The sequence below is a fragment of the Pediococcus acidilactici genome (assembly GCA_024970065.1).
GTDB classification, from domain to species: domain Bacteria; phylum Bacillota; class Bacilli; order Lactobacillales; family Lactobacillaceae; genus Pediococcus; species Pediococcus acidilactici_A.
On sequence record CP103908.1, the window covers coordinates 1,057,881 to 1,084,586 of the forward strand.

Below are 26,706 nucleotides of genomic sequence, written 5' to 3' on the forward strand. Positions count from 1 at the left end.
TTAGTTAAGGTGATAGTTTAGTTGAATAGCGCTTGTTGGTTCTGCGAATATAGTCAAGTATGCCCAATTTTTCAAGTAAGGTATCTATTTTTTCGAATGAAAAGACCTTGAGGATTTTATTTCAATCTTTAAGGTCTTTTTTGTTTTTTGCCAAAATACTACCCATTCTTAGCTTTACCATTTCACCTGACTACTAATACACGCAGCTAAACGATTAGCCAGCCTTAATTCCATTGGTTAATATCTAAAATTGCCCCTCCCTGAATTTTTTAAAATAAAAAAGGAAACCACTTCGTCGTTAAACGAAATGATTTCCTTGATAGCCACTACTTACTAATAGCGTGACTTTTGAATGTGGAAAACACTAAATTAAGCTATGATTATTTAGCTTCGATGACGATTTGATCATCAACCAAATCAGCTTTCAAGTTCTTCACATCTAAATGATCAAGATAGAAATCAGTAACCTTGTCTCGAATTTGTTGTTCGATCACTCTTCTTAATGGACGAGCGCCCATTGCTTCATCGTAACCTTGTTCCATCAACCAATCCTTAGCTGGTTTAGTTACTTCCAAAGTCAAATCCTTCTTTGCCAACGTCTTTTGAACATCGGCGATCATTAAATCAACAATTTGACTTAAATCTTTCTTGGTTAGATGCGAGAATTCTACAATGCCGTTGAACCGGTTTAAAAATTCTGGACGGAAGAACGGTGCAAGTCGATCCATTAGGGATTGGTCCTTAGCATCGTCACCGGTTAATTTTTCGTTACCGAATCCGGCGTTTGACGTTGCAATAATAATTGTGTTCTTGAAGTTGATTACGTTTCCTTGACCGTCCGTTAAACGTCCGTCGTCCATTACTTGAAGTAAAAGTGTTAGGACTTGGGGATCCGCTTTTTCAATTTCATCTAATAACACAATTGAGTATGGGTTCCGCCGTACACGTTCGGTTAGGGTATTTGAGTTATCATCGTATCCTACATAACCAGCTGACGTACCAATTAATTTAGAAACCGCCGTCCGGTCCGAATATTCACTCATGTCCAACCGAATAATCGCATTCTTATTGCCAAACATATCCAAAGCCAACTGTTTAGCTAATTCAGTTTTACCAACCCCGGTCGGGCCGACGAATAGGAAGCTGCCAATTGGTTGTTCACCTTCGGAGAATCCAGCCCGGTTCCGCCGAATTGCCCGAGCAACCATTTCTACCGCTTCGTCTTGACCGATGACCTTGCTCTTCAAACGACTATCTAAATCCTTTAGCCGTTCAATATCGTTAGCACCCATGTCAGAAACTGGAATTCCGGTTAACCGTTCTACCGATTGAGCAACGTCGTCCACTGTTGCAACGACTTCTTCTTTCTTATCTGCATTCTTAATTTGCTTGTTGGTCTCTTCAATCCGTTGCTTTAGGTCAGCAGCACGTTTGAAGTCTTCTTCTTTAACAGCCTGTTCCTTTTCTTTTTCAAGCTTATTGAGCTTCTCGTTTAGAGTTGCTTGATTACTTTCAGGCTGCCGAGCTGCTAAGTGGGCAGCGGTCATATCGATTAAGTCAATCGCCTTATCTGGTAGAGTTCTTTGTGGAATGTATTGAACCGAATAATCCACCGCTGCCTTCAAAACATCATCTGGGAGTTTTACGTGATGATGTTTTTCGTATAAGTCCTTAACACCTTGCAAAATTTTAAACGTATCTTCCGCGCTTGGTTCATTGACCACTACGTCGTTAAACCGACGAGCTAACGCTGCGTTCTTCAAAATTGTATTACGGTACTCGTCTTGGGTAGTTGCCCCAATGACGGTTAATTCACCCCGGGACAATGCAGGCTTAATAATATCTGCCATTCCCTTGCCACCGTCTTCGCCGCCGGTTGAACCTGCGCCAATAATTTGGTGAATTTCGTCAAAGAATAGGATAATATTCCCAGCTGCCTTAACTTCCTTGACTAAGTCTTTGATGTTTTCTTCAAACGACCCCCGGTATTGGGTTCCTGCTTCTAGAGAGGATAAATCGATTGAATAAATTTCTTTGCCTTGAATAGCTTCCGGAACGTTACCATTTACAATTGCTTGGGCTAAACCTTCAACAATTGCAGTTTTACCGACTCCGGCATCCCCAACTAAAATGGGGTTATTCTTCGTTCTCCGGCTCAAAATTTCCGCCGTTTCTTGAATTTCATTTTCACGTCCAATAACTGGATCTAGCAGACCGTCGCGGGCTTGTTCCGTTAGGTTAGTTCCTAACTTCTCCAAAATACCACCCTTTTTAAGGGCCTGTTGTCCGTCCTTGGATACTTCGATTGTTTTTGCATTTTCTGGTAGTTTGCCAGTTGCTCGATATTGAGCAAACTCATCTGGTGTTAACGACTGCCCATTGACCAAGTAACGAGCGGAATCCGCGTTGGGATTTCCCATCCGTTTGAAAACTTGATTAAAAATATCATCCATATCATTGTTGAAAAAAGGATCATTTCCGTAAAAATTGGCCATGTAACAACACCTCCGTTAATTAAATGAAGTAAAAATCGTGTTGCAATATTAATTAGAAGCACTCTTTTCACTTACAACTATAGTATACACCCTTTTTAGCACTCTGTTAAGCAAAGTGCTAATTATATTACCCTGTATAATATTTTGGGATGTCAAATACCTTATTAGCGGGATTTTCCGGCTTTAAAAGTTTTCCGTAAGGATTAAATATTGCGCCTTGATATCTAAATTTAAACATTTTGGATCCTTAAATTTCACTTTCGTACAGCAAGTCGAAACCCATTGGCAAATTTAGAAATATCTCCAACCTGCCACTAGCTTTTACAATCGATAGCTATTAAAAATTTGGCTTGGAAATAAAAAAGGAAACCACTCGTCACTAGACGAAATGATTTCCTTTTAGTTATTGAATATTTTTAGTAACTTACTCATGCAGCTGTTTTAAAGCTGCTTTAGGGACGTCCTTTTTAGCAACCTTTTCCCAAGAAATCACTTGGTGCCGCTTGGTGTTATATCCAACCTTTAAATATGCATGTAGTTTTAAGGGCCGTTCTAGCCCGCCTCTAAACTTAGCCATTACTTGTTGGCCATTTTGATCATAGATCGGTTGATGATACATGTAATCCACGACTTGGCTGCCCGAGCCATCTTTTTCAACAATTTTGGTTCCCTGATTAGTTATTTGAGTGTAATAATTTTCGGTGCCGTAGTTGGACTTATACCAGAAATAAGCACCCCCGAAAATGAATAAAAATATTGCAACAACGATACCGCTAGCTATAACTCGTTTACGCATAAACTATTCTCCCATTCTAAAAAAATGCTAACAAGAGTCCAAGCAAAATCCATCCTAACACAATCGCAATGGTAGTTTTCTTATAAATCACTAACAAAGCGATATATTCACGAATTAGCGCGCTAGGTAAAAAGTAAAATGAAGTTGGTGAACCCACTCCGTTTGCATTTAACCCCGCCTTACGAGCATAAATTGCGCTGCGCAATACATGATAGTTGTTAGTAGCAAAAATAACCTTAGGCATTCCTGACCTTTTCCAATCCTTTTCAATCTTTTGCTTTGAAAACTTCATATTTTGTAATGTAGTGGTGGATTGGTCTTCTAAAATGATTTTATCTTCGGGGACATGTTGACATTTAAGGTATTTCGCCATGGCATAGGCTTCTGAAACGGGTTCATCAGGTCCCTGCCCACCACTAACTACAAACTTGGGATTTCCATCCTGTTTCCAAAAGTATTCTAACGCTTTGTCTAGTCGCCCTTTTAAGAGCGGAGTTACGGTTTCTGACCTTATTCCAGCGCCTAACGTAATAATATAATCAACTTTTTCTCTTATAGGAATTATTTGATACAGAAAAGAATAGAACAAATAACAACTAAAGATAAACGTAAAAGTTACGTCGATTCCTATAAAAACGAACAATATGCCTGTTAACCGACCCAAGTACTGGTTGGCAAGTAAAATAGCCGCACCCGCACCCAATACAAGTAACAGGTTAACCCCAAAAATTAGCGACAATTTAGCTGTCAAACTTTTGCCTTCGCGCGTTTGCATGACGTAAGTATTAATAATTAAACTAAATCCAACTAGTAACGGAACCACGATGATCCCTAATAGTAAAAACACTGCAAGGCTAATGATTCCAATCCTAGAATCCCCAGCTAGATAAGCGGCAATCCCTAAAGTCGTTAGTAAAGTTAAATTAATACAGCTTCCCGCAAAAAAGATTCCTGCAATAAAATTACGCCGATCTTTATACAGGTAAATGCTAGAAACTAAAATAGTAAGAATTAAAAAAAGGTAAGTAAGCATTGCAACCTCCGCGAATTATTTAATAAATACGAAGCAGCCATTAAAACTTTTGGTAAATTGCTATTGACTACACGTTATTATATCAACTAGAGGAGGCTCTTACCTCTAAAAAGGCTTGAACAAATATGCAAAAATCTTTTCTCGCCGTTAACTTTTCTGCGCATTCCAGTCATAAGCCATTCCAAGGCCATACGCTTATTAGCTGGCTTTCGATTTTAAATGCAATGCTCATTAGAAGGTAGGGCGTTAAGTGGTTACATCGCAGCTTAATTCCAGAAAAGGTATTGTAATAAATTATTGATCATCGCCAAAATGCCAACGCTTAATAAACCAAGGCCTACGATATGTTGAACTTTACTACGCTTCTTTTGGTTACCCAGCAGGACAACTATACCTATTAAAATACAACCAATCCCCCAAACAATAAAAATAAGGTTGCCCGTTTGAATAGTTTTAGAACTCACCTTTGAACCCAAAAACGAGATCGTCAGTCCAAATAATTTCATCTCTCGATCCCCATTTCGACTATGCGCCTTTAAAATTTGCTTACGTTACCTTCCATGGTTTTCACCACAATCTTGTTAACCGGATTTCCAACTAGTTCAGAATCTTTTTTTCTCGTTCCTTCGTAGGTAATCAAATAATCGCTTAATTTTTGATCAATACCTAAATGAACGTTGCCAGTCGTGGTTTTAACGGATTCTTTAGTAAAGAGCTTATTATTATGCATAAGGGTAATCGCTCCGGTAGTGCTAACAAACGTTGCCGAATTTGCGGAGTGACCGATATTAACCAACTCATCAATTGAAATTGCCCCTGTGGTTGTTTTTATTAGTACCTGATTGCTTTGTAGCGTATGCACCGCTATGTCACCCGTAGCAGATTTTAATGAAACCTTTTCTAAACTTAAGTTCTCGGCTCGCAGAGATCCGGTAATCGTTTTAACATTTATTTGACCCTTGTAAGCCGCCGGAACCCCCACCTTAACAAAAATGCCATCAAAAAAATTTAATGGAGCTAAAGGTTTTTTCCTTTTTAGTTGTAAATCTAGCTGACCAAACTCCGCATTCTCCGTATACACAAATGAATTTTCATGTGCGGCATTTGCGAAATAATACTCAATTTTAAGCTGTTCCCCCGCAATCTGTTCAATAGTTCCCGTTCCCCTTTCAAAATACAAATTAATTTTGTGAACGGCAGATATATCGTAGTGGTAGTGCCTTTTTGCAGAGTTCACACCCTGAAATTGCTGATTCTTATAAATCTTTTTTGCTAACCAACAAGAAATTGTTACCGATGATAATGCCGAAATCAATGTAATCGTTTTCATTTTTAAACATCCTTTCATTAACCAAATTGGTTCATCTCCAACAATTTTAAAACTGGTAACATTACCAATCTTTTCAGTTCTGATCGTCCATAATGCTAATCACTCAAATAGCGAATCAACAAGATGTTTCAACATATAATCAAATACTTCTTCATGGTCATAAGCAATTGCGTCTTTCTCCGCAGATAGTGCTAATAATGCGGATAAAATCCCCACTACTTTTTCCATTGGCTGCTTACAAACTAGATTGCTTTTCTTAATTGCAACACCTAATTCCTCTAGTGTGTAGTCAGCATTATGCGCAGCTAATCTTTCCCTCGGCAAGCGGCTCAACAATGCTTTAAAATCCTCACTAGCCAGAGTTTTAATCCAATTTCCCTTATCGTATTCTTCGTATAACCGTTTAAATCCCTCGATAAATCCCCTTTTATCTGGAGAATCGGCGATTGCATCGTTCATGCGGTTAATCATCCGATTTTGCACTCGGTCCATTACGTCCGCAAAAAGCTCCTCTTTACTATTAAAAAAAATATAAAACGCGCCTTTTGAAATCCCGACTTTATTACAAAGTGCGTCAACATTAGTCTTTCGATAACCAACGTTCACCCAACTTTTTTCACATGCTGCATATAAGTTAGCTTTAATTTGGGCTTTTTCTGCCGTTGAAAAACCTCTTGTCATCCCTTAGTCCTCCTAAATTTAAAAATGTATGACCAATTTTAAATTTGTAGTCATAAAATAGCTAAAAAAATATTTCCTACGAATCTAGTTCGATTTAAACAATCTCTTTATTGCTAATTTAAGTAATCTACACATTCTTTTTTCATCACCATCCAATACGCGCCACCTAATAATTAACCCCATTCACTATTTTAATCAATTGTAGACCTTTCTTCCGTTTTACGCTAGGCCAATTACTAAAAATTCCAAGTTTAACTTAGCGTTAATTTAAGGCTATCAATCATTAGTAGATGAGTAAACATTTATACTGAATTTTTTTTAAAACAAAAAGCCCCGTTTTAAGGGACTCCCTACCCATTCAGGCAGCTCTTTAAAAAATTCACCGCTTTATTAACGATTATAGATTCGTCATTTTAGCGGATTGGCCACCGTAATTAACCTGCCAAATCGATTATCCCATATATTTGCGTGGTGCTTCTTCATTTGTTCCGCATTCAGCACATCCCCGTTAATAGTTGCAACTCCATCAATTAATATATCGGTTTTAAAGCCCAGATGGAACGCGACTCGAATGGTTGTATCTACGCAAAATTCGACTTGTGCACCGCAAATTTCTATATAATTCAGATGGTTCATTTTAAGAAATGCTTCAAGTCCCGTTTGGTAAAAAGCATCAGGCCGTATTTTATTAAAATAAGTATCAGTACCTAACGAATTAAGCTCCTCAAAGAGTCTCCATTGTTCACTTGCAACTTCCATTCCCGGTTCAGTATGCTGAATAAATACAATTGGGAGATTATTTTCTCGGTATTTATTAATCCGTTTGTTAATGTTTGATATAACTTGATTGCGATTAGCTATTTTACTTAATGCTCGTTGCATATCAATAACGATTAAAGCCTGAGCCATAGGTTTAAAATTTCTTTTCTTTTTATGACGTTAAGTACTACTAAGAACAATTTTTAAAGATGCTGGAGGTTGTAAAATTGATGTCAGATTGTTAATAGTGTTAAATATTATCACCGTTCAGGCACTATGGCAACCGTTTTTATAGGGGATGTTTTTATACTAATTACAATGTGTCTAGAATACTTGTAGTTGAAATACTTAAAAAGAAGAGCTATTCAAACTCGAATAGCTCGCCCTTTTATCCGCTAATAATCCAACTGCCTACTCTCCATGTTTTCCAATGTCATTCCGATAACGCATCCCCACTAACTTCTGTTGATTTAACCACGAATATAAAATTGTTCGCGCTTGCGTAATATTACTAGCTTTGGTCGTTGCACAGAGGATCCGGCCACCGTCGCTAACCAATTCGCCCTTCAAATCTTGTGCCACGCCAGCATAGTTGACGGTAAGGTCTGCTGGAACGCTATTAAAGCTGGATAAACTAATCCCTGCAGCCGAAGATTGTGGGTAATTTTCTGAACTCACAACCACCCCTAAATAAATATCGTTATTTTGCCATTTCACTTGGGGCGGTTGCTGATCCAGTAACCCCAGAATAAGCTCGTAGAAATCACTTTGCAGCTGTGGTAATACAACTTCCGTTTCGGGATCTCCAAAGCGGACGTTGAATTCAATTACCTTGGGCCCAGTTTTAGTCATAATCAAACCGGCATACAAAACCCCACAAAAAATAATATCCCGTTGACGTAAAGCATGAATGATTGGACGGACAACCTCATCCACACACCGTTTCCCCAGCTCTGTTGGAAATTGAGGTAACGGGCTATATGCGCCCATTCCACCCGTATTAGGCCCACGGTCGCCATCGTAAGCTGCCTTATGATCCTGGGAAAGCGGCATTGGGATAATTTGGTCGCCGTTAACAAATGCCATTAGCGAGAATTCTTGTCCTTCCAAGTATTCCTCGATAACGATCGACGTGGTATTAAATTGGTGCTCACCTAGCAATTGATGAATTATTGCTACGGCATCACTTTGATTTTTAGCAATCGTAACCCCCTTCCCGGCGGCTAATCCGTCAGCTTTAATTACCACCGGATAAGAGACCTTGGATAACGCCTGGATTGCAGAGCTTTCGTCTTGAAAGCTGGCGTAGCGCGCGGTTGGCACTCCCGCCTCCTGCATAACCTTTTTGGCAAATTGCTTCGAACTCTCTAATTTTGCTGCCGCTTGAGTCGGACCAAAAATGGCTAACCCTGCCGCATTGAAATAATCAACAATTCCCTGTTGCAGCGGCAATTCCGGACCGACAACCGTTAGACTAACCGCTTGCTTGCGGGCAAACTCAACCAACTTTTCAAAGTTTAATTCCTTGATGGGAACGGTCTTAATTCCGCTGCGCAACATCCCGGGATTTCCGGGCGCGCAATAAACTTCTTCAACCCGCTCACTTAACAATAACTGGCGGCCAATTGCGTGTTCGCGGGCGCCTTGCCCAATAACTAGTACTTTTACCACAAATTAAGCCCCCTAATGTCTAAAATGACGCCGACCGCTAAAGACTAGCGTGATGCCTAACTCGTTTGCCTTGTCAATCGACGCTTGATCTTTAATGCTACCACCAGGTTCGACGATGGCCTTAATCCCGTGTTTAGCTGCAAACTCGACGCAATCATCCATTGGGAAAAAGGCGTCGGACGCCATAATTGCATTTTTAAATCCAGCAGCCTTTTCTGCCTGTTCAATAGCAATTTCAACCGAGCCAATCCGATTCATTTGGCCTGCGCCGATTCCTAAAGTCTGATTTTCCGTAGCAATCACGATTGCATTGCTCTTAACGTGTTTAACCACCGTTTGGCCGAAAACCATGGCTCTTAGTTCGGCCTCTGTCGGTTGGCGCTTAGAAACCACCTTAAAATCAGCCTGGCTTTCAGCGACTTCATCAGGTTCTTGTACTAAAAGCCCGCCCATTACGGAGACTGTTTCGAGTTCCTTAGACGCTTGTTCTTTACTAAAATCAACCGTCATTATTCGTAGATTTTTCTTCTGCGCCAACACTGCAAAAGCTTCCCTTTCAAAACTAGGAGCAATTATAATTTCCAAAAAGAGCTGGTGCATTTTCTGGGCAGTCGCCAAATCAACTGGACGATTTAATACAATAATCCCGCCGAAAATAGAAATTGGGTCAGCAGCGTACGCCCGATCCCACGCTTCCTCAATCGACTTGCCTAGCCCAATTCCGCAAGGATTCATGTGCTTAACGGCAATCACCGCAGGCTGTTCAAACTCGGCACTCATTTTCAAAGCCGCGTCAGCATCTCTAATATTGTTATACGAAAGTTCCTTTCCATGTAATTGCTTAGCTTGGGCAATCGAAAACGGCACGGGTAAGGCATTCTCGTAGAAAGCGGCGTTCTGGTGACTATTTTCACCGTAGCGCATTGCTTGTTTCTTGGTATAGGTCAGCGTGAGTTGGGTAGGAAATTTTTCATCCGCACGTCCCAGATATTGGGCAATTAGCGTGTCGTACGCGGCCGTATGCTGGAAAACTTTCAAAGCTAGCGCCCGCCGAAAAGCAATTGCATCGTCCGGTTGCGCCAGCTGGTCTAAAACTGCTTGATAATCTGCAGGATCCGCCACCGCCCAAACCGACGCAAAATTTTTAGCCGCGGAACGCAACATGCTGGGTCCGCCAATGTCAATTTGTTCAATTGCTTCTGCTTCAGTGATTCCGTCTTGCATAATGGTGCTTTTGAATGGGTAGAGGTTCACACAGACTAAGTCAATCAGACCAATTTGCTGTTCTTTTAACGCTTGCAAGTGGTTCGGTAAATCGCGTCGAGCTAATAGTCCACCATGAATTACGGGATGTAACGTCTTTACCCGACCATCCAGCATTTCTGGAAAACCGGTTAATTCTTCTACTCCTGTCACCGTTAGCCCCGCTTCTTCAAGAACCTTCTTAGTCCCGCCAGTAGAGACTATTCTATATTCTTGAGCCGCTAAGCCCTTGGCAAATTCAACAATTCCAGTTTTATCCGACACGCTTAATAATGCAGTTTTCATGAGCACGCTCCCTTATTTAATCAATTTTCGTTGTTTTAGAACTTCGCATAGGCTAACAAAATATAATTCATGCTCGACTTGATGAATTCTTTGCGCTAATTTTGTCACATCATCATTGGGCAAAATGGGGACCGCCCGCTGCGCAATGATGGGGCCGGTATCAATTCCGTCGTCAATCCAGTGCACGGTGACCCCGGTAATTTTCACGCCGTACGCAAAAGCGTCTTCAATTCCATGTCGTCCCGGAAAGGCAGGCAACAACGCAGGGTGAATATTAATAATGGCCTGTGGGTAGGCTTCTAGTAGCACTCCCGTAATAATTTTCATGTAACCGGCTAATACAATTAGTTTTAAATCGTATTTTTGCAACTCGAGCAGAATTGCTTGTTCGTAAGCCGTTTTGTCAGCAAACTCGCCCAAACGGTGGGTCCAAACTGGAACCCCCAATTTGACCGCTTTTCCAACTACTGGTGCATCTGGTTGATCACAAACTAAACATGCAATGCGAATTGGTACGTTAGTTTCTTCGATGTGGCGGGCAAGTGCAACAAAATTGGTGCCGGTCCCCGACGCAAATATTGCGATCTTAATCATTAATCAGCTCCTAAAAGTACGACGGCTGGTGCATTTTCTGGGCGCCTCTTCACTTGACCAATCTTAAAATACGGTTCTTTTTGGCGGTCGAGTTCGTCCCTTACTTGCTGATATTGCTGAGGACTCACGGTCAACACCATTCCAATTCCCATATTGAAAGTTTGGTAACGGTCGGTTTGTGAAAGTTTTCCAAGCTTAGTGAGAACGTTAAAAATAGCTGGTTTAGGCCAACTAGCCAACTTTATTTCAGCCTGTTGATTGGGTTGTAACATCCGCGGTACGTTTTCCAGTAAACCACCACCCGTAATGTGGGCAATCCCGTTTAATAACCTTTTTTGTAACAGTGGTCGGATCACGTTACCATATAACCGGGTCGGTTCCAAAAGTTCTTCGATTAATGGACGGGCGATTCCTGGCAAATAGTCGTCAAATTGGTAATGATGATCCGTAAAAAGGATTTTACGCACTAATGAGTAACCGTTACTATGTAAGCCAGTCGAAGGTAAACCAATCAAGTAATCTCCTTCACTTACCATGGCTGAACTGAGGAGCTCTCTTTTAGCTGCCAAACCAACCGCAAAACCGGCTAAATCAAAACGCTGGTCTTGATAAAGCCCCGGCATCTCGGCCGTTTCTCCGCCTAGTAACGGGATGGATTGGGCCTGGCAAGCTTTCAAAATCCCTTTTAAAATTGCGGCTGTTTGGTCGCTTTCTAAACGTGAAAACGCCAAATAATCTAAAAAGAATAGCGGTAATGCGCCCTGCGCCAACAAATCGTTAACGCACATTGCTACCAAATCTTGCCCTAACGATTCGACTTTTCCAGTTTGGGCAGCTAACAGTACTTTAGTTCCCACTCCGTCAGCCCCCGCCACTAAAACCGGATCGTCTAATTGATCTTCGGAGAGTTGGTAACATCCGGCAAAATTGCCAATCCCATTTAGAATGTGGGGTCTTGTTCACCAACCGCTTGCCTTAAACCTTCAATAATTTCTTCGCCCGCTGCAATGTTTACTCCCGCTTGTTCATAAGCATTTTTGGTCATTAGTATTTCTCCTTTGCGGCTCCCGTTGCCGATAACGTAGTGTCTTTAACGGTTTTAGGAACTTCAAAACCGGCCGCGTAATCGTAAAGCGGTGTAGGATATTTTCCATCAAAGTACGCTACGCAAAGTCCGTCGTTAGGGGCATCTTGGTGTAAACCGATGGCTTCAATCAAACCGGGCAAGCTCAAAAAGTGCAACGAGTCCGCCCCGATTGCAACGCACATTTCCTTTACCGTAAGGTTTGCCGCCATTAATTCACGTGTATGTTCGATATCAATTCCGTAAAAGCAAGGGTATTTCAACGGTGGTGAACTGATCATCAAACGCACCGCTTTAGCCCCCGCTTTTTTCAACATTTTTACAATGTACTTGCTGGTGGTCCCCCGAACAAGCGAGTCGTCAACGAGAGCCACCCTTTTTCCAGCAACCACCGCGGATAACACTGTCAACTTCATCTCGACCCCCTGTTCACGTAACTTAGGGGTGGGTTGAATAAACGTGCGGCTACTGTACTGATTTTTAATCAGACCCATTTCATTTGGGACTCCTAACTGCTCTGCCACCCCTGCCGCTGCTGATAGCGAAGAATTGGGTACCCCAACGACAATGTCCACGTCTAACGGATTTTCTTGGGCTAATCGCTTACCCATTCGTTGTCGCGCGCGATGGACGTTCACCCCGTAAAGGTTCGAATCTGGACGGGCGAAATAAATAAATTCCATCGAACAAATTGCTAGCTGAGTCTCGGTCGTAAAGTGGCTAATTTTAATTCCCTGGTCATCAATTTGGACCAGTTCGCCAGGTTCTACGTCCCGGACAACTTTGGCACCCACCGCCATTAACGCGCAAGTTTCACTAGCGATCACGAATGCACCATTAGTTAATTGCCCAATCACCAAAGGCCGGAAACCATTAGGATCCAATGCTGCGTATAAAGCATTTTCCGTAAGAATCAGGTACGCGAACCCACCCTTAATTTGTCGCAAACTAGCCTTTAATTTTTCCCTAAAGCTTGCCTGCTTTTGGTGCTGAATCAGGTGCATTAGAACTTCGGTATCCGAATTGGATTGAAAAATTGCGCCCTGCTCTTCTAATTGGTGGCGTAGCGTAATTGCATTTGTCAAATTACCGTTATGGGCCATCGCCACGTCCCCTTGTAGGTAGTGGAAAAGCAGCGGCTGCACATTTTCAACCCCGCGGCTTCCAGCCGTACCGTAACGGACGTGGCCAATTGCACTGCGCCCAATTAAGTTCGTTAAGTCATCCGGGTTATTGAACACGTCCGCTAAAAGCCCCAGCCCTTTGTGGATGGCAAACTTTCCCGTGGGAGTGCGGGTTACGATGCCCGCCCCCTCTTGCCCGCGATGCTGTAAGCTGTGTAATCCGATATACGTTCGTTGCGCTGCATCTGGATCTTGCCAAACCCCAAAAATGCCGCATTCTTCGTTGAGTCCCTTTAATTCAGTTGCCATGCGAGTGCTTCCTTCCAACTAGTTTCGGCCGCCGTTAAATCAACGTTCAACATGTCATCGGTGGTTAAGATTTTAAGCCGATCACCCCCTACATGGCCGAGTAGCACCGCCTTGCCAGCAGTTTTAGCTTCAAAAAGTGCTTGATTTGCTGGCGTAACGGTTACGAGAAACCGCGATTGGTTTTCAGCAAAGAGTTCGGCGGCCGTTAAGTCAGTTTGCACGTTAAACCCGATTTTTCCTGCGAAGGCACTTTCTGCGAGGGCGATCGCTAATCCCCCTTCTGCCAAATCGTGTGCACTAGCCAAAAGTCCTTCATGAATTAGGTCGCTTACTAAGCGTTGTTGGTCAATTTCGTATTGCAAATCAAAGTCGAACAGTTTACCTTCCACGTGGCCTAATTGCATTTTTTGGAGCTCACTGCCGTTAAAGGCGTCCGTAGTTTCACCTAGAATGTAAATCAAATCACCCGTTTGTTTAAAATCTAAGGTGGTTATCCAAGCTGGATCTTCAATTATTCCGACCATGCCCACCATGGGCGTAGGGTAAATTGGTTGCCGATTAAATTCGTTGTACAGTGAAACGTTGCCCGAAATCACGGGAGTATCAAAAACATCGCAGGCCACGGTCATTCCATTAATGGCCTGGGCTAATTCGTAGTAACTTTCCGGATCCTCTGGACTCCCAAAATTCAGGCAATCGGTAATTGCTAAAGGCTTTCCTCCCGTTACCACCACGTTGCGGGCGGCTTCGCTAACGGCAATTTGTCCGCCAAGGTAAGGATTCAAGTATAAGTAACGGGGATTCGCGTCGGTAGTCATTGCGAGTGCTTTTTTGGTCCCGCGGATTCGAACTACTGCAGCGTCGCTTTGGACGGTTGAAATTGTGTTAGTTTGTACCTGTGCATCGTAGCGTTCAAAGATTGCTACTTTATTAGCAATCGTGGCTTGACGCAACATAGCGTTAAAAGTTGCCGTCAAATCCTTAACTTGCGGTTGGAATTGCTTTCCAGCGCTCTTAACACGTTGCGGTTTTTGACTTGGTCGATGATAAGTTGGTGCTTCATCAACTAACGCATGAATTGGCACATCGGCTACGATGGCCCCTTTAAAAATCAGCTGATATCGCTGATCTTCGGTGACCTCCCCGATTTTTACAGCGGTACTGTCATATTTTGCAAAAATTTCCTCTACTTCACGTTCGTGCCCCTGCTTAACGCATAGCAACATCCGTTCTTGGGATTCAGAAAGCATTAATTCGTAGGGAATCATGTCTGCTTCACGTTGAGGAACCAAGTCAAGGTTCAAGCGCATTCCAAACCCCGCCTTGGCACCCATTTCTGCTGATGAGGAAACTAAGCCCGCCGCCCCCATATCTTGAATCCCTACCAACCATTCGGCATGGTTATGAATTAATTCTAAGCAAGCTTCCATTAGCTGTTTTTCTGCAAACGGATCCCCAACCTGGACCGCCGACCGTTGTGTAGCGTGTGCATCATTAAACTCAGTAGAAGCAAAAATAGCACCTTGAATCCCATCTCGGCCTGTTTTAGCGCCCACATAATAGATTGAATTGCCGACCCCGGCGGCAGCTCCCCGCTGTTGGTCAGCGACGTTCAACAAGCCCACGCACATGGCGTTCATCACCGGGTTATTCTGGTAAATTGCATCAAAAGTCGTTTCTCCACCAACCGTGGGAATCCCCATGCAATTACCGTAGTCGCCAATTCCCGCTACGGCTTGGTCCACTAAGTATTTTGTCCGGGCGTCAGTCAATTCACCAAAATGCAGACTGTCCATTAACGCGATTGGTCGGGCACCCATGGAAAAAATGTCTCGTACAATGCCACCCACGCCGGTTGCCGCACCTTGATAAGGCTCCACTGCTGTAGGATGATTATGACTTTCAGCTTTAAAAACTACCGCTTGCCCGTCGCCAATATCGACAATGCCAGCACCTTCTCCCGGTCCCTGTAATATCTGCTGACCCGTTGTGGGAAATTGTTTTAAAAGTGGCTTAGAGTTTTTATACGCACAATGCTCGCTCCACATGGCAGCAAATAATCCTGTTTCAGTGAAGTTAGGGAGTCGACCCAAAGTGTTCCTGATCTGGTTAAATTCGTCTTTGCTTAGTCCCCACTGGACATATAATTTTTGATCCCGAATTTCGGTCGGTGTTAATTCCGTCATCATCGTAAAATCTCCCCTTATTAAACGTGCTGCGTGATACTAGCAACTAAACTTTGGAACAATATTTTTCCATCGGCCCCGCCTAAAACTGCTTCACTAGCTCGTTCCGGATGGGGCATCAGCCCAAGGACGTTGCCCCCTTGGTTAGTAATTCCGGCAATGTTATCAGTACTGCCGTTAGGGTTGTTTACGTAGCGCAGAACAATTTGGTTGTGTTCCTTTAAATCTTGTAAAGTTGTTTCATCGCAATAATAGTTTCCTTCACCGTGAGCAATAGGGAACGTTACGGTTTGCTTTAAACTAAATTGGCGGGTAAACGGCGTTTGGCAATTTTCAACAACCAATTTCTGGGGTCGGCAAATAAAATTCAAGCTCTCGTTAGGCCGCAATGCTCCGGGTAATAACCCGGCTTCGGTTAAAATTTGAAATCCGTTGCAGACTCCGATCACTGGATTTCCAGCCTCCGCAAATTCCTGCACCGCGGACATGATGGGCGAAAAACGGGCAATTGCGCCGCTTCGCAGGTAGTCACCGTACGAAAAGCCACCCGGAATTAAGACGGCGACGGTTTCAGCTGGTAAAGCAGTCTCGCGATAATCCACAAAACGTGGGGTGACCTTAAGGACGTCTCGTAAAACGTAATACATATCCCAGTCACAATTAGAGCCCGGAAAACGAAGGATGCTATATATCATTTTTCGTCCTCCTGAACGTCTTGAATCTCAAAACGGTAAGTTTCCATGTTAACGTTGGCTAATAATTCATCACACATTTTTTGGATTTGTTCGTTAACGTTTTGTCCGCCATCGACCACCTGGATTTCGAAATATTTTCCAACCGTCACTTTTTGGACCTCTTGGTAATTCAAATGATGAAGTGCTTTTTTAATGGCGGCTCCTTGAGGATCCAAAATAGATTCTTTATAAGTGACGTAAACTTTAGCTTTGTACATGCGCTTCCTCCCGTGAATTTATTAAACGCCGGAGCACCTCTTGATAAACCGTCACCAGATCGCCCGTTTTTTTGCGGAAAACATCCTTATCTAAGGAAGTCTTAGTGGTTAGGTCTACCAAACGGCAAGAATCAGGTGAAATTTCGTCCGCAAGAATAATTTTTCCATCTGCGGTTTTGCCAAATTCAACCTTGAAGTCCACCAGTTGCAAACAAGCTTGCCGAAACCGTTCCTTTAACAACCGATTAATTTGGAGCGCTAATCTTTCAAGGACTTCACCTTCTGCGTAACTAATAATTTTCAGAGCAACGGCTTGATTAGTGTTGATGAATGGATCATCCAATTCGTCGGATTTATAAAAAAATTCCACAAGCGGTTGGTCGAACTCTTGTAAATACGGCACCGCAAATTTTCGTTGAAAACTGCCCGCTGCTGCATTACGTACGACTACCTCTAGTGGAATAACGTCTACTTTATAATTTAATTGTTCGTTATCGGAAATTTTTTTAATAAAGTCCGTATGAATCCCTTTTGCATCCAGCATTTTAAAAAGGATGCAATCGATCTGATTGTTCAAAGCTCCCTTACCAATAACTTGGTCCTTTCGTTTACCATTTAACGCCGTTGCCTGATCCAGGTACTCAACCCACACCACGTTCGCCTCATCCGTACTATACAATCGTTTAGCTTTACCCTCTTTAATTAACGTCGTTTTCTTCATTGCTAATCTCCCAAATCTTTTCCGCTTGAATTGAATCTAAGCTTGGTTGCAGTTCGCCTAACAAAGTAATGTGCCCCATCTTCCGGTTTACCCGACCTTCCGCTTTGCCGTAATCGTGAAAATGCCAATGCGGCCGTTGTGCTAGCCTTTTGCGGGCTAATGTTAAATGTTGTCCGAGTAAATTGACCATCACTGCGGGGACGGGTTGCGTAATTTTCGGTATTTCAAGTCCACAGATACTGCGAACGTGGGCTTCAAATTGTGAAATGTTACAGGCTTCAATCGAGTAATGTCCCGAATTATGGGGACGAGGTGCTAATTCATTCACTAACAAACGATCATCAGCTAACAAGAAGAATTCAATCCCCAATACTCCTCGTAAACATAAACCTTGCGCAATTTGGCGAGCAATTTTTTGTGCTTTTTGCTGAACCTCTTTTGTTACCCGCGCCGGGACAACGCTTTGATGGAGAATATGGTTGTGATGGATATTTTCCGCTACTGGAAAACATCGCACCTGGCCATCCCGACTTCGCGTCACCATTACCGATAATTCTTTGCTGAATTTCTGACGCTTTTCCAAAATGCACGGTGTTTGGGATACTAAACTCCGGCCCGCTGGCAAATCGGCCTCCGAATTAATATCTTGCTGACCATGTCCGTCATAACCGCCCTCACAAGATTTTAAAATGCAAGGGTATCCTAGCTTAGTAATCGCGTCATTTAGCTCAGTAGGATTGCTGACGGGTAGATAAGGCGTTGTCGGGAGGTCGTGGCTAGTAAGAAAATGTTTTTCACGAAGACGATCACTAGTTACGTATAGTAAATTAGTTCCTTGTGGAAGAGCCGCTAACTTTTGTGCAGCCTCTAAGCTAGTTAAATCGACATTTTCAAATTCATAAGTTAAAACGTCGCTACGTTCGGCCATCTTTAATAGCGCTTGCTGGTCGTTATAAGCGGCCACGATTTGAAAATCACTAACCTGACCAGCCGGACAGTTAGGGGTCGGATCTAAAATGCCCACCTTATATCCCATTGCCTTGGCAGCCAGAGCGATCATCTGGCCTAATTGGCCGCCGCCAATAATTCCAATCGTTGCTGGCGGTAGGTATATACCCGCTTCACCACTGCTTTTCACTATTTTGGGCCTCCTGTGTTTGTTCTTGACGAAATTCAACCATTTTATTAGCAAGCCGCGGTTCGGCAACCGCTAAAATTTCGATTGCCAGTAAAGCTGCATTTTTAGCCCCGGCCTCTCCAATTGCCGTGGTTGCTACCGGCTCCCCGCTGGGCATCTGCACAATCGACAATAAAGAGTCCAAACCGTGCAACGCATGACTTTCAATCGGGACGCCCACCACCGGTAAAATGGTGTTGGCCGCTAACATTCCTGGTAAATGCGCAGCTCCACCAGCTCCTGCAATTATTACCCCATAACCATCTTTTTGAGCTTGCTCACCAAATTTTTGAAGTTCACTAGGCATCCGATGCGCTGATATTACGTGTCGCTCATAAGCCACCCCGAACTTATCAAGCATCGCTGCCGTTTCCTTCATCGTGGGCCAATCGGAAATTGATCCCATCACTACCGCAATTTTTTTCATAACAGCTCCTTTCAAATGCAAAACCAAGGTTAGTTTTCACGTTTAGTGTACCAACTTAGTTAACTTTAATCAATGCATTTTACGAACTATTTTTATTTAATTGCATTTTATAGTTCGTTTATAACTCATAAAAACAGATATTTCATCATTAATCATCCGAATTATACGTAAAAACCTCCCCAATCAGCGCTAACCGCTGCTCGAGGAGGTCCAATATAAATAATTTTTGAATAAGTGCTAAAAAATAATGACCAGAAACTGGGTCTGGAGAAAAAAACAATCACCACTAACTCAATTAATAAAGTATGCATCCGTAGGTCCCTTTAAGTTATTATTTAGTAACTAATCATCAAAAAAGTTGCATCACTAATCTTAAGGTACTACCCACCTATTTTTTCTTGGCCGCTAGTAACTTGCATTTTTTGCGCAGCCACTAGTAAAAATTTTTCCGTCCCGACTGCTGACGACTTTGCGTCAGCGAATACGTGACTGCTGTTAACCAGAGGTCCTAAGCTTCCTAAAATTACGGCCAGCGTTAATAAATCTTTTTGTCCCATATTGATCCCTTCTTTCTCAATTTTAAAGCATTATATATGTGAACGCTTTCATTTTATCGTGAATACTTCTGGAACGCAAATAATAACTATCGTCAATTTCTTATACTTAGCCATCCAACTTCCCCTAGTTCACTTATTTAAATAAGTCATCTTACCCATTTCATCAAGCAGAAACGCGATTCACACCAGCTCACAACAAAGACTCTTTACTATTGCTAAATCATTTTCTAACTGCTAACCAAACTATCCCACTACATCCTAATCCGGTAATGCTGAATACAATTTGACCCCAATTTAAATAGTTTCCGTGTTGAAATACGTTTGCGCAACCCGCAATTAATCCAAGAATATATATAACATCACTCATTACCAAATTAGCCTTGATAAATAACGGAGGGCTTGTCGAACTGTTAATTATAGCGGGAAGATATAGTAAGCTAGGGACTAAAAGTCCCATTACAAACAGCATTGCGTTGACTGAATTAGTTTGGATGCCTAGTAAGCAGAATATTAGTGCCATTGATAACCAGCCCCCAATGCTTCCACCATCTGTTTATGCATCCCATCACCTCTCCCAAAAATGATTCACGTAGTAATTTAACACCAGCTGCTCCAAAAGGGTTATTCCTGCTAAGGATAAGACTGCTGGCATTATTGAAGTATCAGAGCTTTTCCCCACACTAATAGACGGCCCAATATTGGACTAGCTTCGGGACGTTTATAAAGGAATCCGGAAGCAATTCCATCAATTTATTTTCCTTAACTAACCCATGTAAAATCACTGTAGTAATTACTAAAGCTGCACCTAAAATAATGGTTAAAGTACCCACAAGCCTTTTTGAACCCACTTGTTTTGAACACATTTTCGTAATTTTAAACATTTTTACCGTCCTCCTTGCTTCTATCTTGCAAGAGCTAAATAACTAAGTAAATTAACTATTCCTGAACAGTCCGTTTTAGTTCCTAATTAGCTTAAAAAAGATCCTCACGCTTGCTTAATCAACAAGTATGTAGGATCCTTTAGAGTATTCAATTATTTCGCGTTATAAGTACTCTGTCTTTATCTTAAGAAAACTCAGTTTCACAAATAATTTTCAGATAGTGTTATCTCATTTTCATCATTATTCACGTACTGACGTAACTCTTCCACAATTTTTTGCGTTCGTTCTTCATCGTTAACTTGTGGAATGCGATATCCAACAAAATAAGGAGAATCAACGAAACGAGGAATCACTTTAGCAAATACTTTAGTATCAATTTTGTAAAAAAATAAATTATATGAATTGCACCGGCCATCGTAATATTCTTGCACAAAATATTTACATACTTTTCGAATCATTTCAGCAAAAAATCTAACCCGTCGTTCATCTTCTAAACAAACATTAACTTCTGTAAATCCCATTATTGGTGAATCTGAAATTGTTAGACTTATTCCAATTTTTGAAAAAATTAGTGGACCTTTGAAATTCAATTTACATACGTTTGCATTACAATTTAAATCCTCAAATCCTACTATTTGCAGATGGGGATGTTGTAAACTGCCACCCGACAATGGTCCAAAATTTTTATATAGAGCCACACTCTGGTATTTTTGGGATTGATTCATTTCCTCCCATTTACTTAATGCAAAGCTTATTATTTCAAAGCATTCTTTTTCAGAATAATTTGAAAAATCACCTCTATGCTTTGCCGATTCAATTATCAAAGTTTGAGTGGCATTTTCTAAAGTCCTGTACTTATTCATAAGCCATATTTTGGAACCGTTACTACACAAAATATTTTCCAAATTATCCACGTTGCAAAAGGGACATTTCTCATTACTTTTGTTTACGTCATTAGGCTTGTTTTTAGCAATTCGTGGGTTAAAAATCAACTTGTTCATTTATTTTTCCTTCTATATTCTAAATTATTTTTATAAAGTAATTCATATTTAAAAAATATTAATGTAAATGTTTTATATTAGCCTGTTACCCTGTCGAAATGTTTACAATTTTTTCATTAGTCATTTTCTAACTAAATATGCATCTTGCTACTCTATTTTTTAAAACATCTTGAGAACTAAATTAGTCACTTCCCAGTTTCATTATTAGTTCGTGCTTTTACTTCTACACTTTTTCGAAATAAATTGGCTTTACCAGTATCAATTTTTAGACTACCGTCATCAAAGGTTAACAAAGACAGCCATTGATCTTTTCATATATACTTTTTTATAAATTATTATTTGTTTGCACTAAATTTACTAAGACGTTTTCTAATATAGTCCCTAATTCAAAAAATCACTAAGTGCAGTTCTTAAATGTTGGATTGCTTGCTTAATGTCTGGTGCCTTCATGATTGCCGAAACTACTGCAACTCCGTCGACATTCGTATTCCGCAAAACGGACAGGTTTTCCGCATTTAACCCGCCAATTGCAAAAACCGTTATTTTCGCTTCCTGCTTAATTTGTTTTAGCGTTGCAACACTGGTGTGGACGGTTTTAACGTGGGTCGTAGTGGGAAAAATTGCTCCCACTCCCAAGTAGTTAGCCCCCTCTTCAACCGCGCGCCGTGCTTGCGCAACAGTTTTAGTAGTCGCTCCAATAATTTTATCGGGCCCTAAAATTCGCCGTGCTACCGCCACTGGTAAATCAGCTTGTCCAAGATGAACACCCGCAGCATCAACAGCTTGCGCAATCGCCACCTGGTCATCGATTATTAACGGAACTTGGTAACGGTCGGTAATCTTTTTTACATGACTCGCCAATTTATAGTATTCACCACTGCTAATTTCTTTTTCCCGTAGCTGGAGTAAATCAACTCCTCCCTGGCAAGCCAACTCAATCCTTTCTAAAAATTGTTGTTGGTCTAATTCTAGCCGGCCCGTAACGAGGTAAAGTAACGGCTTTTCCAACATTTTATCCACCCCAATTTAATTTTGACTTTCTTTATGATAGCGTTTACAATATACGTGGTAATAATTTTACCACATAAATCAAAACTTTAAAGTTCGTCTGGGGTGCCATTTTTGGCTGAGATCATACCCATTGAACCTGATGTAGTTCGTACTACCGAAGGAAGACCGAATACCGCAATAGCATAATTCTGTAACTCACTTTTGGTGAATTACGCCACCCATAATTGCGTACCCCTTTCTTTGGTTGTATCCATAAGAAAGGGGGTTTTTGTATGGCAATCGTTAACGGCACAGAAAATTTACAAGCTAATAAGCAAAATTTACTCGTCTTTTTAAAAGACAATTACACGAAAACTGACAATCTGGCGGTTGAACTAAACGGCGAAATAATTGCCAATCAGCAATTAAGTACCGTTACCATTCAACCGACGGACCATTTGGAAATAATTGCTTTTGTGGGAGGAGGTTAAATGAGAAAAGCAACGGAACCAGAACTTCAACTTTATGGTCATTCAATTCACAGCCTACAAGCTCAAATGACCAGTCGAAACGTTATCCACGCTACCCAACCACTCACCGATGCACACGTCGCCATTGCAGGTGCAGGAGGGTTGGGCTCAAACATTGCAATTGCTTTAGCACGAATTGGAATTGGGCACTTAACTTTAATTGATTTTGATCAAGTAGAATTGAGTAACTTGAATCGTCAACAGTATAAATTGAACCAGGTCGGAATGGCAAAAGTGATGGCTCTCAAGCAAAACATTGAAGAGTTTAATCCCTTCATCTCCCTGACTGCCCTGCAAGTAAGGGTTAACGCGGCTAATATAACGGATTTGTTTACCAATGCTGACGTAATCTGTGAGGCGTTTGATGATCCCGCCGCCAAAGCACTGCTTTTACGGGAATGTAGCCGTTTATTTCCTCAAAAGCCGCTGGTAATGGCTAGCGGGATGGCGGGAATTCATCCGGCTAACCAAATTAAGACTAAGCAACTTAACCAACATGTTTATATCGTTGGCGATGGCGTTTCAACCGGTCAGGAAGGACTAATGGCTCCTCGTGTAATGGTTGCGGCTGGGCACCAAGCTAACCAAATTGTTCGATTAATTGTAGGTAATTCATCCGATTAAACCAAGAAAGGAACTAAGCAAATGACATCTAATAATGATTGCTTAACCATTAAAGGCCATCAATTTAATTCTCGCTTTATTTTAGGCTCTGGAAAATACGACTACAACTTGATTAAGGCGGCCGTAAAGAACGCCCACGCGGAAATTATTACCATGGCCCTTCGCCGAACCACTAATGCAACGGAAGACATTCTCAATTACTTGCCTGATCAAGTTACAATTTTGCCTAACACTTCGGGTTCAACCAATGCCGAAGAAGCTGTTCGAATTGCCCATATAGCTCGTGAACTTAGTGGCAGTGATTTTATCAAACTGGAAGTAATTCCAGACAGAAAGTACTTACTACCCGACAACCAAGAAACGGTTAAAGCCACTCGGATACTTGCACAGGAAGGCTTTATTGTCTTACCATACATGCTTCCTGACTTAAACACCGCAAAACAACTGGTGGATGCGGGAGCGGCCACCGTCATGCCGCTAGCTTCCCCGATTGGTTCAAATTTAGGATTAGCCAATAAAAATTTAATCCAAATTTTAATCGATGAAATCGAACTCCCCATCATTGTGGACGCGGGCATTGGTAGTCCTAGCCAAGCAGCAGAAGCAATGGAAATGGGCGCGGATGCGGTAATGGCTAACACCGCCATCGCTACTGCTGATAACATTCCCCTAATGGCAGAAGCATTTCGGATAGGAATCGAAGCCGGTCGGAAAGCCTACTTAGCAGGTTTAGGTCGGGTAGTTAACCATAAAGCCGTGGCTTCTTCCCCACTGCAAGGAATTAGTAAGCAATGACCATCATCCCTGATTTAAATGACCAATTGCAATTAATCGCCCACGCTTCACCCACTTTTCCTAAGCAAAATCGGTTAGTCTATAGTCCAGCATGGACAACCGCCCAGCAACAGCTCATCCAATGGGCTCTAGCAGGCGGATTAACCGTCAGTGTTGATGACTATGGTAACGTCTATGCTGATTTAGTCGGAAAAGACGACGCAAAGGTAGTGGCGACGGGTTCGCACATTGACACGGTCAAAGACGGGGGGATTTTTGATGGGCTATACGGTGTTTTAGCCGGAATAAATGCCTTGATCAAGCTTAAACAACGCTATGGACAACCCCAGCTTTCTTTACGTGCAATTTCATTTAGCGAAGAGGAAGGTAGTCGCTTTCCCACCACTTTTAGCGGCTCAAGGTACTATGTCCAAAAGGCCCGCTTAAATAATTTGGTCGATGCTAACGGCATTGATTTTAACGAGGCACGGCAAAATGCTGTTCAAAGTTTGCTAGCATTACCGCAAGTTAACCATCAACAACCTGCCCTTCCAGCCACCTTCACCGAATTGCACATCGAGCAAGGTCCCGTTTTAGAAGCCACTCACCGTCAAATCGGATTAGTTAACCGGATTGTAGGCCAACGGCGGTTGCTATTCACATTAATTGGACAGGCTAACCACGCGGGAACTACCCCTCCCAAATTTCGGCACGATGCTTTTCAAGCTGCCCTTGAGTTAATTAACCAGTTTAACCAATTTGCCACTAAATTCGACCCGGACTTTCGCTTTACGATCGGCCACTTCGTAACCTTTCCTAACGTTGCCAACGTAATTCCTGGAGAAGTGCAGTTCAGCGTAGATTTCCGCCATCCCAACGAAGAACACTTAAAATACTTTGACCAGCTTCTTCATAAGGCGGCCGCCCAGCGAATAGATGCCGAAATTAAACTAAAAATTGATTACGCATCGAAATCCAAACCCGTTAAATTAGCTTCCAATTTACTGCGCTTAAACCAAACCATTGCCCACCATTTAAACTATTCCACGATGATTCTATCTTCTGGAGCGGGACATGATAGCCAAATCATGGGTTCATCTGTACCAACGGCCATGATTTTCGTCCCCAGTAAAGCCGGCATTAGTCACACTTTTACCGAATGTACTGACCAAGCTGATCTCGAAGCTGGGTTTCATGTACTAACCGAGAGTTTATATCAGCAAGCGTATTTAAATTAATTAAAAGGCGGTGGTCGTTTGGCACAACGTTTACTGACTCGAAAATTTGCTCCGTCATTCACCTTGTTAATCTTTATGGGTACACTAGTGGGGAGCCTTTTGGGGTTAAGTTTTGGTCGCCAACTATCCTTCTTGAATATTGGTGGTGAGCTTTTCTTAAATCTCCTCCAAATGACGATTGTTCCCTTAGTCTTCTGCAGCGTGGTTAACGCACTTGGTCACCTTGATGCCGCTAATCTTAAAAAAGTCGGTGCAAAAATATTATTTTGGTTCTCGACGACCACCTTCTTTGCCGGGATAATCGGAATCGGACTAGGTTTCTTGATGCATGCCAAATTGCCTGCGGATAGTTCCCCACCCGCAGTTCAGGCTACTTTGTCCGTAAATTGGCAAAAAACTCTACTTAATTTAGTTCCGCAAAATATTTTTAACGCCTTTGCCCAAGGAAACGTTAGCCAGATTATTATTTTTGCAATTTTTCTGGGTACCCTGCTAAGCTATAGCAATCGCCAGCACCATTATGACCAATTGCTTACCTTGGTTACCCAACTAAATGATTTAATTATCCAATTGATAACCTTAATTATGCGGATTGCCCCATTAGGAATTGCTTGTTTGATGGTCAAAACTACTGCCACTCACGGAATCACTCTACTATTACCGCTACTTTACTTTTTGTTTTTATACGGGAGCGGTGTCGTTGTATTTTTAGTATTCTTAACGTTACTCACCATTTGGCGCACGCAAATCCCGCTTGTTAAATTGTTCAAGGGGCTCAACCGCATACTGCTCGTGGCGTTTACCACTACTTCTTCAGCAGTTACCCTTCCGGTTGAGTTAATGGATGTTCAGCACCGGCTTGGCGTCAGTAAATCAGTCAGCGAATTAGTTTTGCCGTTAGGGATGGTCTTAAATAGTAATGGTCTAGCAATGTATCTTGCTTTAGTTTGCACCGCCATTGCTCAAATCTACCACCTTCCCCTCACTACCCCTAAATTAGTCGAATTTATTCTTTTGGCAGTTCTCCTATGCGTGGGAACGATCACGGCACCCGGCGGCGGAATCATGGCACTGACCATTGCGGTAACCACCCTCCATTTGCCAGCGGAAAGTATCGCACTATTTGCTAGCATAGACTGGTTTGTAGGCATGTTTCGCACCGTAGCCAACGTAATTGGGGACGTAACTACAGCAGTAATCATTGATCATGAAGAAGCTGGTTGA

27 protein-coding genes and 1 riboswitch are annotated in these 26,706 nt (G+C 42.1%); of the genes, 5 read left to right on the forward strand and 22 right to left on the reverse strand.

What is annotated here, in order from left to right:
- Nucleotides 1-380 precede the first annotated feature (380 nt).
- The 22 genes from NYR25_04925 to thiE form a co-directional block, all read right to left on the reverse strand.
- Nucleotides 381-2,495, reverse strand: a complete 2,115-nt coding sequence (locus tag NYR25_04925; GenBank protein ID UWF32950.1) for an ATP-dependent Clp protease ATP-binding subunit — start codon at nucleotides 2,493-2,495, stop codon at nucleotides 381-383.
- A 424-nt stretch (nucleotides 2,496-2,919) separates the two neighbouring features.
- Nucleotides 2,920-3,291 carry a YxeA family protein gene (locus NYR25_04930; GenBank protein ID UWF32951.1) on the reverse strand — a complete coding sequence of 124 codons (372 nt, stop codon included), beginning with the start codon at nucleotides 3,289-3,291 and terminating at the stop codon, nucleotides 2,920-2,922.
- Nucleotides 3,292-3,307: 16 nt separating this feature from the next.
- The gene (locus NYR25_04935) at nucleotides 3,308-4,324 is read right to left on the reverse strand and encodes a YdcF family protein (GenBank protein UWF32952.1); all 1,017 of its coding nucleotides are present in this window, start codon (nucleotides 4,322-4,324) and stop codon (nucleotides 3,308-3,310) included.
- A 266-nt stretch (nucleotides 4,325-4,590) separates the two neighbouring features.
- Nucleotides 4,591-4,830, reverse strand: coding sequence for a hypothetical protein (locus NYR25_04940; GenBank protein UWF32953.1), 240 nt, complete (start codon nucleotides 4,828-4,830; stop codon nucleotides 4,591-4,593).
- A 29-nt stretch (nucleotides 4,831-4,859) separates the two neighbouring features.
- Complete coding sequence (locus NYR25_04945) at nucleotides 4,860-5,654, reverse strand: DUF4097 domain-containing protein (GenBank protein UWF32954.1); 795 nt, start codon at nucleotides 5,652-5,654, stop codon at nucleotides 4,860-4,862.
- A gap of 99 nt (nucleotides 5,655-5,753) precedes the next feature.
- Nucleotides 5,754-6,335 (reverse strand): TetR/AcrR family transcriptional regulator, encoded by a 582-nt coding sequence (locus NYR25_04950; GenBank protein UWF32955.1) that lies wholly within the window; start codon nucleotides 6,333-6,335, stop codon nucleotides 5,754-5,756.
- Between the two features lie 408 nt (nucleotides 6,336-6,743).
- The gene (locus NYR25_04955; protein UWF32956.1) at nucleotides 6,744-7,244 is read right to left on the reverse strand and encodes an isochorismatase family protein; all 501 of its coding nucleotides are present in this window, start codon (nucleotides 7,242-7,244) and stop codon (nucleotides 6,744-6,746) included.
- A gap of 261 nt (nucleotides 7,245-7,505) precedes the next feature.
- Entirely contained in the window at nucleotides 7,506-8,765 is a 1,260-nt protein-coding gene (purD, locus tag NYR25_04960; GenBank protein UWF32957.1) for a phosphoribosylamine--glycine ligase, read from the reverse strand.
- 12 nt (nucleotides 8,766-8,777) lie between these two features.
- Nucleotides 8,778-10,313, reverse strand: coding sequence for a bifunctional phosphoribosylaminoimidazolecarboxamide formyltransferase/IMP cyclohydrolase (gene purH, locus NYR25_04965; protein UWF32958.1), 1,536 nt, complete (start codon nucleotides 10,311-10,313; stop codon nucleotides 8,778-8,780).
- A gap of 12 nt (nucleotides 10,314-10,325) precedes the next feature.
- Nucleotides 10,326-10,907, reverse strand: coding sequence for a phosphoribosylglycinamide formyltransferase (gene purN, locus NYR25_04970; protein UWF32959.1), 582 nt, complete (start codon nucleotides 10,905-10,907; stop codon nucleotides 10,326-10,328).
- Entirely contained in the window at nucleotides 10,907-11,842 is a 936-nt protein-coding gene (purM, locus tag NYR25_04975; GenBank protein UWF34718.1) for a phosphoribosylformylglycinamidine cyclo-ligase, read from the reverse strand. Before purM ends, purN begins: the two co-directional genes overlap by 1 nt.
- Nucleotides 11,843-11,951: 109 nt before the next feature.
- Nucleotides 11,952-13,424 (reverse strand): amidophosphoribosyltransferase, encoded by a 1,473-nt coding sequence (gene purF, locus NYR25_04980; protein ID UWF32960.1) that lies wholly within the window; start codon nucleotides 13,422-13,424, stop codon nucleotides 11,952-11,954.
- Nucleotides 13,409-15,613, reverse strand: coding sequence for a phosphoribosylformylglycinamidine synthase subunit PurL (gene purL, locus NYR25_04985; GenBank protein ID UWF32961.1), 2,205 nt, complete (start codon nucleotides 15,611-15,613; stop codon nucleotides 13,409-13,411). The genes purF and purL overlap by 16 nt, the downstream gene beginning before the upstream one ends.
- A gap of 17 nt (nucleotides 15,614-15,630) precedes the next feature.
- On the reverse strand, nucleotides 15,631-16,305 hold the full coding sequence (gene purQ / locus NYR25_04990) for a phosphoribosylformylglycinamidine synthase subunit PurQ (protein ID UWF32962.1): 675 nt from the start codon (nucleotides 16,303-16,305) through the stop codon (nucleotides 15,631-15,633).
- The gene (purS, locus tag NYR25_04995; GenBank protein ID UWF32963.1) at nucleotides 16,302-16,562 is read right to left on the reverse strand and encodes a phosphoribosylformylglycinamidine synthase subunit PurS; all 261 of its coding nucleotides are present in this window, start codon (nucleotides 16,560-16,562) and stop codon (nucleotides 16,302-16,304) included. The genes purQ and purS overlap by 4 nt, the downstream gene beginning before the upstream one ends.
- A complete protein-coding gene (locus tag NYR25_05000) occupies nucleotides 16,549-17,283 on the reverse strand; it encodes a phosphoribosylaminoimidazolesuccinocarboxamide synthase (GenBank protein ID UWF32964.1) in 735 nt (244 codons plus the stop codon). The genes purS and NYR25_05000 overlap by 14 nt, the downstream gene beginning before the upstream one ends.
- The gene (gene purK / locus NYR25_05005) at nucleotides 17,261-18,421 is read right to left on the reverse strand and encodes a 5-(carboxyamino)imidazole ribonucleotide synthase (protein ID UWF32965.1); all 1,161 of its coding nucleotides are present in this window, start codon (nucleotides 18,419-18,421) and stop codon (nucleotides 17,261-17,263) included. The genes NYR25_05000 and purK overlap by 23 nt, the downstream gene beginning before the upstream one ends.
- Nucleotides 18,405-18,887 carry a 5-(carboxyamino)imidazole ribonucleotide mutase gene (purE, locus tag NYR25_05010; GenBank protein ID UWF32966.1) on the reverse strand — a complete coding sequence of 161 codons (483 nt, stop codon included), beginning with the start codon at nucleotides 18,885-18,887 and terminating at the stop codon, nucleotides 18,405-18,407. Before purE ends, purK begins: the two co-directional genes overlap by 17 nt.
- A gap of 380 nt (nucleotides 18,888-19,267) precedes the next feature.
- Nucleotides 19,268-19,444, reverse strand: a complete 177-nt coding sequence (locus tag NYR25_05015) for a hypothetical protein (GenBank protein ID UWF32967.1) — start codon at nucleotides 19,442-19,444, stop codon at nucleotides 19,268-19,270.
- Nucleotides 19,445-20,124: 680 nt separating this feature from the next.
- A complete protein-coding gene (locus tag NYR25_05020) occupies nucleotides 20,125-20,325 on the reverse strand; it encodes a hypothetical protein (GenBank protein UWF32968.1) in 201 nt (66 codons plus the stop codon).
- Nucleotides 20,326-20,525: 200 nt separating this feature from the next.
- Complete coding sequence (locus tag NYR25_05025; GenBank protein UWF32969.1) at nucleotides 20,526-21,326, reverse strand: DUF4931 domain-containing protein; 801 nt, start codon at nucleotides 21,324-21,326, stop codon at nucleotides 20,526-20,528.
- Between the two features lie 381 nt (nucleotides 21,327-21,707).
- Nucleotides 21,708-22,337: a thiamine phosphate synthase gene (gene thiE / locus NYR25_05030; protein UWF32970.1), complete on the reverse strand. Its 630-nt coding sequence runs from the start codon at nucleotides 22,335-22,337 to the stop codon at nucleotides 21,708-21,710.
- A gap of 88 nt (nucleotides 22,338-22,425) precedes the next feature.
- A riboswitch (TPP riboswitch) is annotated at nucleotides 22,426-22,517 on the forward strand.
- A 92-nt stretch (nucleotides 22,518-22,609) separates the two neighbouring features.
- Between thiE and thiS the strand changes: the two genes are divergently transcribed.
- The 5 genes from thiS (at nucleotide 22,610) to NYR25_05055 (ending at nucleotide 26,706) form a co-directional block, all read left to right on the forward strand.
- Nucleotides 22,610-22,807: a sulfur carrier protein ThiS gene (thiS, locus tag NYR25_05035; protein UWF32971.1), complete on the forward strand. Its 198-nt coding sequence runs from the start codon at nucleotides 22,610-22,612 to the stop codon at nucleotides 22,805-22,807.
- A 66-nt stretch (nucleotides 22,808-22,873) separates the two neighbouring features.
- The gene (gene thiF, locus NYR25_05040; protein UWF34719.1) at nucleotides 22,874-23,470 is read left to right on the forward strand and encodes a sulfur carrier protein ThiS adenylyltransferase ThiF; all 597 of its coding nucleotides are present in this window, start codon (nucleotides 22,874-22,876) and stop codon (nucleotides 23,468-23,470) included.
- A gap of 21 nt (nucleotides 23,471-23,491) precedes the next feature.
- The gene (locus tag NYR25_05045; GenBank protein ID UWF32972.1) at nucleotides 23,492-24,265 is read left to right on the forward strand and encodes a thiazole synthase; all 774 of its coding nucleotides are present in this window, start codon (nucleotides 23,492-23,494) and stop codon (nucleotides 24,263-24,265) included.
- The gene (locus NYR25_05050) at nucleotides 24,262-25,482 is read left to right on the forward strand and encodes a M20 family metallo-hydrolase (GenBank protein ID UWF32973.1); all 1,221 of its coding nucleotides are present in this window, start codon (nucleotides 24,262-24,264) and stop codon (nucleotides 25,480-25,482) included. The genes NYR25_05045 and NYR25_05050 overlap by 4 nt, the downstream gene beginning before the upstream one ends.
- 18 nt (nucleotides 25,483-25,500) lie before the next feature.
- Nucleotides 25,501-26,706 (forward strand): dicarboxylate/amino acid:cation symporter, encoded by a 1,206-nt coding sequence (locus NYR25_05055; protein UWF32974.1) that lies wholly within the window; start codon nucleotides 25,501-25,503, stop codon nucleotides 26,704-26,706.